The following is a 12,346-nucleotide window of genomic DNA, read 5'->3' on the forward strand; positions in this document are numbered from 1 at the left end:
GAGCCATCCGATACTTTTCTAATGATTGGTTTGTCTTGCGAGCAGGTTAACGGCGCGACGCTGGAATAATTTAGAGTGCGGCGATGAAATCGCCGGGACGCCCGTTCGGTCTTTTTTAGCTCGCCGCGATTCTACCGAGCATCAAGACCGGAGAACATCAAAATTGGTCGCTCGTGGCGGGTTCGTCTCTTTGCTGCGACAGAGCGCGGCGAGCGAGGAGTCGCAGCGTTGCAGTTCATGCAATGGATCTGCGCATGGCGTCGCTAATACCGAACGAAGTCGCGCCGCTTCGCGCCGTGCAAGATCGAAATGTGCCAGTCGCGCTCTTCCGTCCCAGCCGCGCGACGACTCCGCAGCATGAGAACCTATAACCGCCTCGACGCGAACCCGAAGATTGCTATCTGCAGGCTCGCGCCGATTCGCGGCCCATTGTCATTTCTACACAGTCGTTATTGGCCAGCAGCAGGCGACTTCACGCTCGGCGTCGCCAGGGTGTTGTTGCTGGTAGTCGGCGCAGTGGTACCTGACGTTGCCGAGCTGTTCGTGCTGCTCGGCAGGCCCGAGTTGGGCTTGGCGGACATGCCGCTTTCCGAATTCGTCATGCCCGGCGTGCCGTAGCCGCCCGTTGCGCCGTTCACCTGGTTTGCCGGGCTAGCCGTGCTGCCTGCCGAACCCGCGCCGCTCGAACCCCCCGCCGTCTGCGCATAAGCGCCCGCTGACAGGGTGAGTGCGGCTGCCGCCGCGATCAGTGTGCTGATTGCCTTGTTCATGTTCCGTCCCTCCTTAGTCGGGCTGAAGATGGAGGCAGACGAGGGTCGCCTGCTTGAGCAGAAGGCGCGCAATCAGCGTGCCGGGTCCTTAACCGCACCATACAATCGGTCGCGCCATCAGCGCTTCAGAATTGAAAGGTCCATGCCGATAACAAGCCATGGACACCTGTGATAGCAACATTGTCAGCGCATTCGAGCTTCGGATGATCGACGCTGACATTGCCCACATTCGAATCGCGATCGAAGCGGTTCTCTACGCGTCGAATCCGGCGCTTCCGCTGTTGTATTGGCGTCGCCGGCTCGAGCGCCTGTTGCAAAGCCGTCACCTTCTTCACCACCAGTTCTCGACGGTAGCCGACCTGCTCACCAGGATCGAAAAAATGAGCGAAGCGGAGCGCGGCGCGCCGGACTCATCCGATACGTTGCCCTCACGCGATGGCCGGTCCGGTTTCACTGATGCACGCTATCGCCCCACGGCGTGATGGCGTTGTCGTCAATAGGTGATCGTCAACGCCCGCATCGGCGAATCGACATCATTCTTTCGCCGATGCAGCCTCATTTCGCCCCCGCTTCCGCTCGCGCTTGTTCTCGTACATAGCTGTATCGGCAAGGGCGATCGCCTGATCGGCGCTCACGAACCGTACCGCAACGGCACCGATGCTCACGCCGAAAGCGCCCGCCTGATGACGTCCGGGCAAGCTCGTTCCACTTCCGGCCCGCGCAAAGCGCGCCTGAATCTCGGCTGCAATCCGGTTCGCCTCGTCGAGATCGGAAGGACCCGGACCCACGAACGCAAATTCATCGCCGCCGATGCGCGCGAGCATATCCGTGTCCCGCGTGACTTTCGCAATGCGTTCGGCGCAGTCGCGCAAATGACTGTCGCCGGCCGCATGACCGAACTCGTCGTTGATCTTCTTGAAATCGTCGAGATCGATCATGCCGACGATCACATACGACCCATCTCTTGCGGCCCTTGCCAGCAGCCGGCCCAGTTCGTCCTGTAATGCGCGCCGATTCGGCAGCCCGGTCAGCGTATCGGTCAGGGCGAACTTCGTCAGATATTCGTTGGAGCGGCGCACTTCCTCCAGCAAGCGTTCCCGCTCGATATGCTGAGCGATGATCTTCGAGAACACGTTGAGCGCACTGCGGGCGCGCGGCCCGATAGCCTGACTCTTCCTGCTCGCGCCGCAGAGCGTGCCGATGATCAGGCCGTTGCTAGCGCATATCGGTGCGCTCGCATAGGTTTCGATGCCGAGCGCTCTGGCAGCCTGAGAGTCGCCCCATACTTCGCTGACATTGGACGTGAAGCGGCGTCCTTCGTCGATGCATCGCTTGCAAAGCGTATCGGCCCAGGGCACCTCCAGTCCTTCATCGATGCGAAGCTCGCCCGAGTTCCGCGCGAAATCGACGAACTGAATCCCGGCGGCTTCATCGATGGAAGTCAGATAGACCGACTCCAGCCCCGTGACGATTTCAAGCATTTCAAGCAACGGTCTCGTGAGCTGCTCCAGACTTTCCGCTGAAGCCACCGACTCCGAAAGCCGCTCGAGCATCAATTCCATAGACACCTCGCTTATCCTTGAGAAACTGGATTGTAGCGGTGCGGATACCGGCCACACCCGATTTACAGACGATAGACTGTTTTTTCCTGAAACAGCCAATAGACTGTAAGATCGCATTACAGTCCAAAGCCTGTAGGAGCGCGTGGTGAACTATTCCCTGAAAACACTGAGCCAGCTCAGGCCTATCCTGCTCGGCTTCCGCAAGGCCGCGGGCCTCACGCAAGCGATGGTCGCCGCGCGTCTCGGCGTCACCCAGCAGACTTACGCGCAACTCGAAGCCAATCCCGCGGCTGTGAGCGTCGAGCGCTTATTCAAGGTTTTGCGCGCGCTAGACGTGGAACTTGCGCTAACCCGAGCCGCAACCGCCCGTTCTGCCCAGGCAAACGAAGCCGCGCTGACCGACCCGCCCCCCGCCGCCGCGAAAGCCACAACGGCGCGGTCCCGCCGCGCATCGCGACAGACCGAGGTCACGCCCGCGCGTAAAAGCGCCACGACCGCCGCCACGAAGAAACGGGAGCACTGGTAATCATGGCGCGCCGCACGCAAACGGGACGGCTCGACCTGTGGATGAACGGCCTGCCCGTCGGATACTGGGAGAACGGTCCCGCCGGCGAACGCCTCGTCTATCGCGATGACTGGATCGCCGATACGCAGGGCCGTCCGCTATCGCTCTCGCTGCCCTTTACGCCAGGCAATCAGCCGTGGCGCGGGCAGGTCGTCACGGATTTCTTCGACAACCTCTTGCCCGACAGCGAGCCGATCCGCCGCCGCATCGCCACGCGATTCCGCACCGGCGGCACGACGCCGTTCCAGTTGCTCGCCCAGTTGGGCCGCGATTGCGTCGGCGCGCTTCAGATGCTACCGCCCGGCGAAGCGCCTGTGGATCTCGAAAGCATCAAGGGCCGCGCGCTCACCGAATCGCAGATCGCGCGTCTCTTGCGCGAGACGACATCCGCGCCACAGCTCGGACAGCACGAGCCGGTCGACGACCTGCGCCTTTCCATCGCCGGCGCGCAGGAAAAGACCGCGCTTCTGCGTCACGGCAGGCGCTGGCTTCTGCCCGAAGGCAGCACCCCGACCACGCATATCTTCAAGCTGCCGCTTGGCCTCGTCGGAAACATGCGCGCCGACATGCGCACGTCGGTCGAGAACGAATGGCTTTGCTCGAAGATCGTTGCCGCCTATGGCCTGCCGATCGCGCGCTGCGAGATTGACCGGTTCGCGGATCAGAAGGTGCTGGTCGTCGAACGCTTCGATCGCCGCCTGTCGAGCGACAAGTCGTGGATTCTGCGCCTGCCGCAGGAAGACATGTGTCAGGCCACCGGTACGCCCGCGCTGCACAAGTACGAATCGGACGGCGGCCCGGGCATAGAACGGATCATGGACGTGCTCTCCGGATCGACGCACGCCGCGCGTGATCGCCGTCACTTCTTTCTGACGCAGATGATCTTCTGGCTGCTCGCCGCCACCGATGGCCACGCGAAGAACTTCAGCATCGCGCATCTGCCCGGCAACCAGTACGAATCGACACCGCTCTATGACGTGCTTTCGGCGCATCCGGTCATCGGACGAGGGCACGACAAGTTCGCCGCGCGGCGCGTGCGGCTCGCGATGGCCGTGCGCGGCAAGAACGTCCACTATCTGATCGGCGAAATCCAGCGCCGGCACTGGGTCGCGCAGGGACGGCGCGTCGGGCTCGCCGCTGCCGAAGTCGAGACGATGATCGATGAACTCGGTACGCGCACGCCAGCTGTCATCGACGAAGTGGCCGCGCTGCTGCCACGCGAATTCCCGATGGACGTCGCCGATTCGATCTTCGACGGCATGCGCCGGCTGGCACGCAAGCTCGCGTCGTGACGCGCAGGCGTCGTGCGGCGTCACCGTTGATCATGTCGACGGTCGGCCCGGACGCCGTGCGTCGCCGAGGCGAGCGGCGGGCGGCAGCGGGCGCGCAGGTGATCGACGCGCCGTGGCGGGCGGCACCGCGCGCGAAGCGCGGCGAGCTCGTGATCTTCGCGGCAACCGTCGTGCGCATCAATCCTGCCGATTCTTTCGGTCCTGTTACGCGATATGCGCAGGCTGATCGCCTGCGGCCTGCACGAGCCTTCAGAAGCACTATAGTTAAAGCTCCCCAAAAAGGAGGCAGCATGATCTCGTGCAAACGTCACCTCTGGGTCGGTGGAATGCTGGCCGCGACCTTGCTTTACGTTCCCATGACCTACGGCCAACTCGGCAACCTGCTCGATCAAGGCAAGAACGCCGCGGCGGGCGGCGGCCTCGGCAATCTCGGCGGAATGGGCAACGGTCTGTCGCTGGACTCGCTATCCTCCGGCAGCACCGGCAATGTCGCCGGCGTACTGGAGTACTGCATCAAGAACAACTATCTCGGAGGCGGCGCATCGCCGGTCAAGGACGGGCTCATGAGCAAGCTCGGCGGCTCGGCGTCGAGCAACGGCGGATACCTCGATGGCGCCAAGGGAATCCTCGATAGCGGCAACGGCAAGCAGGTCGATCTGAGCGGCGGCGGCCTGAAGGAACAAGTCACGAAGCAGGTTTGCGACAAGATCCTAGCGCAGGGAAAATCCCTGCTGTAGACGCCGCGCGAAACATTCTCGAACTGACCGCACGGATCAGAGATCGAATCCAAGTTGCTGCTTGCCGAGGGCAGTCAGACTGCCTTCGGTGGAACGGCCGACGAAATCGGTCTCGAAGTTATCGGCCGGGAAGTCGGGCGGGCTCTCGCCCTTGATGAATGCCGGCAGTTGCCGTTTGAGGTATTCGTCGTTCTTCGCGCAGCCGGGCGCCGCCGCGATGTACATCACGTTGCTGTAGCCCTTGCCGCGATGTTCATCCTCCACCGCGTGAATCACATCGCTGTGCCAGAAGACGGTGTCGCCAGCCTGCATCGGCGGAATCGACGAGAGCGCTTCGTGCAAGGGCGCGTGCCATGTCGAACTGATCGACAACGCGCGGCCCGGCGTCGCGCCGCACAGGTCGTCCTCGGCGATATCGTCCTGAAGCGCGCGCAGCAGCACGTAGACCATTGCATTTGCGATCGGCACCAGTTGCAAGGTTCCGTCGCCGGGCTCCTGCGGGGTGAGCGCCGTCCAGCCCTGGAAGGTGCGGAACATCGAACAGACTGCGGGAGACGGAATCTCGCGCGCCTCGGGGCGATACGCCGCGTCGAAGGGGTCGTAACGGCGCCAGTCGCCGCTGAACACATGTCGATACACACGCCGGAAATTGTCGTCGAGCCATCGTTCGACAGAGCCGCCATCGCAATGAGGAGAAAGCCCGAGCGACGCTGAGCCCGGCGGCCGCCGGCGCAGGCGATCCGCATACACGGGCACCTGGTCGGGATCGAAATGAACGCGCCCTTCGCTCTCCCATTTCCACAGCCGGTTCAGAAACACGCGCGTCTGCGTGAGCTCCCGTGACTGGCGCGCCTCGACCTGCGGGCCGGACCAGTAGATGCCGTAAATCTGCGGCTTGCCCGATGCGAGATTGCCGAAATATTTGTCCTCCGCCCGATGCGCGAGCTTCTCGTCCAGACGGTTGGCCTCGACATAGTCCGCAATCGCCTCGTCCCATCCCGCCGCGCGCTGCGCACTGAAGACGCCGCGCACGACGCACGCGCCGCGATCCCTGATTGCGGCGATCGCATCGTCCCCGACGCGTCCCGCGACGATGTCGGCATACCGGATCTCCGGAATCACCGGTTCGCCGCGTCGACGAAGTTCCGCGATCTCATCGACCTTGCGCCTCATTTCGGCCTCGACCTCCTGAAATACTTCCTTGTAGCGGGGCAGCTCGTTGCGAAGCTGCTTTTTCACCGCGCGGATGGCAGCGGGCAGATCTTGAATGTTCAGGGATTCCACAGCGGGTCTCCAGATGTTTTCGAGTGCCTACAGCTTAGACGGGCGCACGCTTTCGCTGCGATACAATCAGGACAATCTATTTGCATATCCGGTCATGAAGCCCGCTTACGAACACGTCACGATGGAAGCCGGCTGCTCGATCCGGGTTTTTCATCGCAAGCTGCCCCGGATACCGTTCGAATGGCATCACCATCCGGAGTACGAGCTCACGCTCACGATGAACAGTCGCGGAAAGCGTTATATCGGCGATTCGATCGTCGCTTACGAAGGCGACGACCTCGTGCTGGTGCCGCCGGATCTACCGCATACGTGGGCCTCGAACAAGTCGATCGACGCCGGTGCGCCGCAAGTGGCGATCGTTATCTGGTTCAGCGGCGATTGGGCGCGGCGTCTCGCGGATTGCTGCCCCGAGTACGAACCGCTGCGAAAACTGCTGCGCCGCGGGGCATCCGGGCTCGCGTTCGCGCAGGAGGCCGGCGAGATCGTCAGTCGAAGGCTCGCAGCGTTGTTGTCCCGATCGCCCAGAGAACGCCTGGGCGCCGTGCTGGACGTCCTGTGCGAGCTCGCGGACCGGGACGCCACGCCGCTCGCCTCGCCCCGAGCGTTCGATAAAGGGCAGCCGGGACGGCCTTCCGGTCACGAACCCGAGCGTATCAATCGCGCCCTTGGCGTGATCGACGCCCGCTTCGCAGAGCGCCTGACGTTGCGCGAGCTTGCCGACGCAGCGACGCTCTCGGAGCGAACGTTGAACCGCTACTTCGCGCAGCATCTGGGCGAGAGCGTCGGCAAATATCTGAACCGCGTTCGCATCGGTCATGCATGCCGGATGCTCGCCGATACTTCATGGCCGGTTTCGGTGATCGCTTCGCAATCGGGATTTCCGAACGTGGCCAACTTCAACCGGCAATTTCGCGCGTTGAAGCACACCACGCCGGCGGCTTATCGCAGGGAGTTCGCGGGGACGAACCGGGCGCCGCTGGACTCGTCGTCTTTGGAGTCGCGATCGCCTTCGCTGGAGAAACGCCGATAAGTATCGTTTCGTTTGCGCGCCCGAACGCGTATCGCTCGCCGCAAGAAGATAATCTGGCTTGGCAACGGACGAACGTCAGAACCCGCAAGCGGTTCTCTTCGACGCTCGATGCCATCGACCGCTCTGTCCACCACGCCAGGATTCCATGTCATCTGCAGCAGCCCCTTTGCCGCGCGTCGGCCTGCTCTTCTCTCTCGCTCCGTACCTGCGGCCGTATGCCGGTCGCTGGGCGCTCGCGTTCCTCGCGCTGGTGACGTCGGCGGGCGCGACACTGGCCCTGCCGATGGCCTTCAGATATCTGATCGATCGCGGGTTCGCCAGCGGGGACCGGACGCATATCGATCGCTATTTCATCGCGCTTTTCATCGTCTCACTCGTCCTCGCGGGCGCGACGGCACTGCGCTTCTACTGGGTATCGTGGCTGGGCGAGCGCGTGACGGCCGACATGCGGCGCGCGGTCTACGATCACATCATGGGCATGAGCCCCCAGTTCTTCGAAACGACGCAGACGGGCGAAGTCCTCTCGCGCCTCACCGCCGACACCACTTTGATCCAGACGGTGGTGGGCACCAGCCTGTCGCTGGGATTGCGCAATGCCTTGCTGACGGTGGGAGGCATCGCGATGCTGGTGACGACGAGCCCGGTACTGTCCGGCTACATCATCGCCGTGCTGATCGTGGTCGTCGCGCCTATCGTCTTCTTCGGCCGTCGTGTCCGGCGGCTTTCGCGCGCCAGCCAGGACAAGGTCGCGAACGCAAGCGCGCTGGCGGGCGAGATCCTCAACGCCATGCCAACGGTGCAGTCATACACGCAGGAAGCCTACGAAGCGCGGCGCTTCGGCGCGGCGGTGGAATCCGCCTTCGAGACAGCGCTCACGCGAATCCGCGCCCGCGCCGGGTTGACGGCCGTGGTCATCGTGTTCGTGTTCGCCGCCGTCGTCTTCGTGCTCTGGCTCGGCGCGCAGGCCGTGCTGGCAAGGCAGATGACAGCGGGCCAGTTGTCGCAGTTCATCCTCTACGCGGTGTTCACGGCGGGTGCCGTCGGCACGCTCGCGGAGGTGTGGGGCGATCTGCAGCGCGCCGCCGGCGCAACCGAACGGCTCATGCAACTCCTGGCCGCGCGCTCGCCCGTGGCGCAGGCCGCAACGACGGTGCCGATGCCAGCCGCGGGCGAAGGCATACGCTTCGACGACGTGAGCTTTTCCTATCCTTCCCGCGAAGGCATCGCGACGCTATCCGGGTTCTCGCTCCATGTCCGCCCTGGCGAGCATGTCGCGCTCGTCGGGCCATCGGGAGCAGGCAAGACCACGCTGTTTCAATTGCTGCTGCGGTTCTACGACCCGCAATCCGGCAGCATTTCGATCAACGGTGTCGCGACCCGGCACATGTCGCTCGGCACGTTGCGCGGCGCGCTCGGCGTCGTGTTGCAGGACTCGGTGATCTTTTCAGGAAGCGTCTTCGACAACATCCGGTACGGCATGCCCGACGCAACGCTCACGCAAGTACGACGCGCCGCCGACATGGCTGCGGCCGCCGGTTTCATCGAGCAGCTTCCGCAGGGCTACGACACCTTTCTCGGCGAGCGCGGCGTGAGGCTGTCGGGCGGCCAGCGTCAGCGCATCGCGATCGCGCGCGCGATCCTGCGTGACCCGCCGATCCTGCTGCTCGACGAAGCGACCAGCGCGCTCGACGCAGCGAGCGAACGACTCGTGCAGACGGCGCTGGACAATGCCGCGCAGAATCGCACCACGCTCGTCATCGCGCATCGACTGGCTACTGTCCAGCAGGCCGACCGGATCGTCGTCATGGAGCACGGCCGCATCGTCGCGCAAGGCCGTCACGCCGAGTTGCTGCAAAGCTCGCCGCTGTATGCGCAGCTCGCCGCCCTGCAGTTCGGCGAGCCGGCCGCTGCCGCCTTCAGGAATTTCAACGCTTCGCGTTGAGCCTTCGCCACAAGGTCGTCTTGCTGATGCCGAGCGCCTTGCAGACGGCGTCCCGATCGCCCCCGAACGCGGCCATCGACGCACGGATCTGATCGGCTTCCACCGAACGGCCGAGGTCGCGAAGCGAAAGATCCGCGTTGGCTTCGGTCTTGTTTTCGAACAGCTCGGGCGCGATCGCCTGCAAGTCGTCGAGCGTCAACGCGACGGGCCGATCCTTCTCGATCTCCATGTCCGGGATCTCCACGGCAATGCGCTCGACGATGTTCTGCAACTCGCGGACGTTGCCGGGCCACGGATAGAGGCGCAGCGCCTGCTCAAGCGGCGCGAGCAGGCGCTGCGCGTCGTCGCGGCCGGGCACGCAGAGCGCGAGCGCCTTGTCGCGCCTCGCGGCCTGCATCAGCAACTCCGTCGCCAACGGCAGGATGTCGCTGGATCGCGCGCGCAACGGCGGCACAGCGACACTCAGAATATTGATGCGATAGAAGAGGTCGGCCCGAAACGAGCCATCGGCGACGCCCTCGGCGAGCGTGCGATGCGTCGCGGCAATGACGCGGATATCGACGCGCGTCGGTTCCGTCGATCCGAGGCGGATGACTTCTCTTTCCTGCAGCACACGCAACAGGCGGCTTTGCAGCGAAGGCGGCATTTCGCCGATTTCGTCGAGAAACAACGTTCCGCGATGCGCTGCTTCGATCAGGCCGGCCTTGCCGCCCTTGCGCGCGCCCGTGAACGCGCCCTCCTCGTAGCCGAACAGCTCGCTTTCGAGCAGCGCTTCGGGGAATGCACCGCAGTTCATCGCGACGAATGGAAAGTCCTTGCGACGGCTCAGGCGATGCATGCTTTGCGCGACCATTTCCTTGCCTGTGCCGCTTTCGCCGAGAATCAGCACGGTGGCATCGGATTTCGCGTAGCGGCGCACGAGCGCTCTTACCCGCTCGATCGGCTCCGATTCACCGACGACGTCCTCCAGCCGGTACCGCGCGACGAATTCCTGCGCGCCCTGCCGTGAACGCAGCGTCCGGTCGAGGCGCTCGACTGCGCGCGATTCCTGAAACGTGAAGATCGTGCCGCCCGCTGCGCCCTCGCTCGCCAGCGGTCCGCGATGGATCGCGTAGCTCACGCCGCGCACGGCGCCGAACACATCGCCGTCGGCGACGGGCAAGACGCCGTCGAGTTCGGGCGCGACATCGAGCAGCGCCCGGCCGACCGCGCGCGATGCATCGGCAATGCCGAGCGCGGCGGCGAGCCGGCGATTGATCGCTTCGATGCGGCCGCCCGCATCGACCGCGACGACGCCATCGCGAAGATGCTGCAAAAGGTTGTCGAGGCGATTGCGCCGTGCGACTTCGTGGCGCATCGCCTGGGCAACTTCCAGTGCGGTCTCGAACGCGGCGACGACGGATGTACGCGAGTAGAGGAACACCGAGCTCATGCCCGCGTCGGCGGCCAGGTCCGCGACGAGGCCCGGGCCGACCACGACGTCGACGCCGCGATCGCGCAAGTCCAGCACGAGGCTCTCCGCGTCCTGCGCCGAGCGATACGATTCGCAGATCATGTCGATGCCGTATGCGGCGAGGAACCGGCGTATTTCCGCGGGCGTATCGCCATGCGTGACGAGCGCGACGCTCGCGCCCTCGCGCCGCGCCTTCGTGAGCGCGTGCATGACGTCGAAGCCGGTCGGGCTGATCACGACGACCGGCACGGACACGCGGCCCTTGAGATAGGCGCCATTGGAGCCGCCGGCCACGACGACATCCGGCCGCTCGTCGCGCGCGCCTTCGATGCTTCGCGCGGCGTCCTCGTAGCCGAGCGGGACGACGTCGAGTTCGGCGCGGTCGGCATAGGCGCCGGCGATATCGATGAATAACGCTCTGAGCCGGCTGATACCGACCGCCCAGATGCGCGGGCGAGACGCGGAATCCGTTTGCATGGTCTTCTGCCTTGAATGACGCGGTGGTGCGCGTTTAGTATGCAGCATTCATTTCAGCTTCGAAATCTGAAATTTCAGCCGTGAAAACAACCATGTTTTGCCAGAATGTTCTTGGTCAGTAAAATCAATGACTTACGCCGATGACTCGGACTGGCAAGCAACTTGCTCTATAGGGCCGACTTCATCAGGAGACGAAACGTGAGTTCCGAAAACCAGTCCGCACAGACCGCAGGCGCGCGGTTCCGCCAGGCCGTCAGAGACGAATCGCCGTTGCAGGTCGTGGGTGCGATCACCGCCTACGCCGCGAAGATGGCCGAAGCCGTCGGTTTCAAGGCGCTCTATCTGTCCGGCGGCGGCGTGGCCGCCAATTCGCTCGGCATTCCCGATCTCGGCATCAGCACGATGGAAGACGTGCTCATCGACGCGCGCCGCATCACCGACGCGTCCTCGCTGCCGCTCATGGTCGACATCGACACGGGTTGGGGCGGCGCCTTCAACATCGCGCGCACGATCCGTTCGTTCATCAAGGCGGGCGTGGCTGCCGTCCATATCGAGGATCAGGTCGGGCAGAAGCGCTGCGGGCATCGCCCGGGCAAGGAAGTCGTGCCGACCGGCGAAATGGTCGATCGCGTGAAGGCCGCCGTCGATGCCCGCACCGACGAATCGTTCGTCATCATGGCGCGCACCGACGCGGCTGCCGCCGAAGGCATCGATGCGGCGATCGAGCGCGCCATCGCCTATGTCGAGGCGGGCGCCGACATGATCTTCCCCGAAGCGATGAAAACGCTCGACGACTATCGCCGCTTCAAGGCCGCCGTGCGCGTGCCGATTCTCGCGAACCTGACCGAGTTCGGCTCCACGCCGTTCTTCACGGTCGATGAACTGAAGGATGCAAACGTCGACATCGCGTTGTATTGTTGCGGCGCGTATCGCGCGATGAACGCCGCCGCGCTCAACTTCTACGAGACCGTGAAGCGCGACGGCACGCAAAAAGCCGCCGTCGAAACGATGCAGACGCGCGCCGATCTGTACAAGTATCTCGGCTATCACGCCTACGAAGAGAAACTCGATCAGCTTTTTGCTGCGAAGAAATAACCCTTGTGAAGGAGACGAAATCAATGAGCGAAGCAGACAACAGCACCGCATCCGCAGGCGCATTCAAGCCGAAGAAATCCGTCGCGCTGTCCGGCGTGACGGCGGGCAATACCGCGCTGTGCACGGTCGGCAAGACCGG

Annotated in this window: 11 protein-coding genes and 1 pseudogene; 8 read left to right on the forward strand and 4 right to left on the reverse strand. The window is 63.9% G+C overall.

Translation table 11 applies throughout. The annotated features are described in order from the left end of the window. Nucleotides 1-449: 449 nt before the first annotated feature. Nucleotides 450-770 (reverse strand): hypothetical protein, encoded by a 321-nt coding sequence (locus NCS58_RS33245; protein WP_250478004.1) that lies wholly within the window; start codon nt 768-770, stop codon nt 450-452. A gap of 203 nt (nt 771-973) precedes the next feature. Between NCS58_RS33245 and NCS58_RS33250 the strand changes: the two genes are divergently transcribed. Further along, the gene (locus tag NCS58_RS33250; RefSeq protein WP_250478005.1) at nt 974-1,252 is read left to right on the forward strand and encodes a hypothetical protein; all 279 of its coding nucleotides are present in this window, start codon (nt 974-976) and stop codon (nt 1,250-1,252) included. A 51-nt stretch (nt 1,253-1,303) separates the two neighbouring features. Here NCS58_RS33250 and NCS58_RS33255 read toward each other — a convergent pair whose 3' ends face one another. Next, nucleotides 1,304-2,332: a sensor domain-containing diguanylate cyclase gene (locus NCS58_RS33255; protein WP_061118725.1), complete on the reverse strand. Its 1,029-nt coding sequence runs from the start codon at nt 2,330-2,332 to the stop codon at nt 1,304-1,306. A 145-nt stretch (nt 2,333-2,477) separates the two neighbouring features. Here NCS58_RS33255 and NCS58_RS33260 point away from each other — a divergent pair, with 145 nt between their 5' ends. From NCS58_RS33260 to NCS58_RS33270, 3 genes are all read left to right on the forward strand, one after another. After that, nucleotides 2,478-2,858: a helix-turn-helix domain-containing protein gene (locus NCS58_RS33260; protein WP_409219320.1), complete on the forward strand. Its 381-nt coding sequence runs from the start codon at nt 2,478-2,480 to the stop codon at nt 2,856-2,858. Beyond that, complete coding sequence (locus tag NCS58_RS33265) at nt 2,858-4,189, forward strand: type II toxin-antitoxin system HipA family toxin (protein WP_250478017.1); 1,332 nt, start codon at nt 2,858-2,860, stop codon at nt 4,187-4,189. Before NCS58_RS33260 ends, NCS58_RS33265 begins: the two co-directional genes overlap by 1 nt. 290 nt (nt 4,190-4,479) lie before the next feature. Then, complete coding sequence (locus NCS58_RS33270; protein WP_250478018.1) at nt 4,480-4,926, forward strand: DUF2501 domain-containing protein; 447 nt, start codon at nt 4,480-4,482, stop codon at nt 4,924-4,926. 36 nt (nt 4,927-4,962) lie between these two features. Here NCS58_RS33270 and NCS58_RS33275 read toward each other — a convergent pair whose 3' ends face one another. After that, nucleotides 4,963-6,210, reverse strand: a complete 1,248-nt coding sequence (locus NCS58_RS33275; RefSeq protein WP_250478006.1) for a DUF1479 domain-containing protein — start codon at nt 6,208-6,210, stop codon at nt 4,963-4,965. A 94-nt stretch (nt 6,211-6,304) separates the two neighbouring features. On the opposite strand from NCS58_RS33275, the gene NCS58_RS33280 reads away from it, so the two are divergent. Beyond that, nucleotides 6,305-7,240, forward strand: coding sequence for an AraC family transcriptional regulator (locus NCS58_RS33280; protein ID WP_250478007.1), 936 nt, complete (start codon nt 6,305-6,307; stop codon nt 7,238-7,240). Between the two features lie 145 nt (nt 7,241-7,385). Then, the gene (locus NCS58_RS33285) at nt 7,386-9,182 is read left to right on the forward strand and encodes an ABC transporter transmembrane domain-containing protein (RefSeq protein ID WP_250478008.1); all 1,797 of its coding nucleotides are present in this window, start codon (nt 7,386-7,388) and stop codon (nt 9,180-9,182) included. On the opposite strand, the gene prpR is transcribed toward NCS58_RS33285, so the two are convergent. Further along, nucleotides 9,166-11,112: a propionate catabolism operon regulatory protein PrpR gene (gene prpR / locus NCS58_RS33290; RefSeq protein WP_250478009.1), complete on the reverse strand. Its 1,947-nt coding sequence runs from the start codon at nt 11,110-11,112 to the stop codon at nt 9,166-9,168. The two genes, NCS58_RS33285 and prpR, sit on opposite strands and share 17 nt — an antisense overlap. Nucleotides 11,113-11,310: 198 nt before the next feature. Here prpR and prpB point away from each other — a divergent pair, with 198 nt between their 5' ends. Together prpB and NCS58_RS33300 are read left to right on the forward strand one after the other, a co-directional pair. Next, nucleotides 11,311-12,207 (forward strand): methylisocitrate lyase, encoded by an 897-nt coding sequence (gene prpB / locus NCS58_RS33295; protein ID WP_061118732.1) that lies wholly within the window; start codon nt 11,311-11,313, stop codon nt 12,205-12,207. A 23-nt stretch (nt 12,208-12,230) separates the two neighbouring features. Then, nucleotides 12,231-12,346 (forward strand): annotated as a pseudogene (locus NCS58_RS33300) (2-methylcitrate synthase); the annotation flags it as partial.

Source organism: Caballeronia sp. INML3B (assembly GCF_023631305.1).
GTDB classification, from domain to species: domain Bacteria; phylum Pseudomonadota; class Gammaproteobacteria; order Burkholderiales; family Burkholderiaceae; genus Caballeronia; species Caballeronia turbans.

What these genes read in the sequence shown, in the direction of transcription:
- NCS58_RS33245 (WP_250478004.1), bottom strand. Translation starts at nt 770, where the DNA reads ATGAACAAGGCAATCAGCACACTGATCGCGGCGGCAGCCGCACTCACC.
- NCS58_RS33250 (WP_250478005.1), top strand. Translation starts at nt 974, where the DNA reads ATGATCGACGCTGACATTGCCCACATTCGAATCGCGATCGAAGCGGTT.
- NCS58_RS33255 (WP_061118725.1), bottom strand. Translation starts at nt 2,332, where the DNA reads ATGGAATTGATGCTCGAGCGGCTTTCGGAGTCGGTGGCTTCAGCGGAA.
- NCS58_RS33270 (WP_250478018.1), top strand. Translation starts at nt 4,480, where the DNA reads ATGATCTCGTGCAAACGTCACCTCTGGGTCGGTGGAATGCTGGCCGCG.
- NCS58_RS33280 (WP_250478007.1), top strand. Translation starts at nt 6,305, where the DNA reads ATGAAGCCCGCTTACGAACACGTCACGATGGAAGCCGGCTGCTCGATC.
- NCS58_RS33285 (WP_250478008.1), top strand. Translation starts at nt 7,386, where the DNA reads ATGTCATCTGCAGCAGCCCCTTTGCCGCGCGTCGGCCTGCTCTTCTCT.
- prpR (WP_250478009.1), bottom strand. Translation starts at nt 11,112, where the DNA reads ATGCAAACGGATTCCGCGTCTCGCCCGCGCATCTGGGCGGTCGGTATC.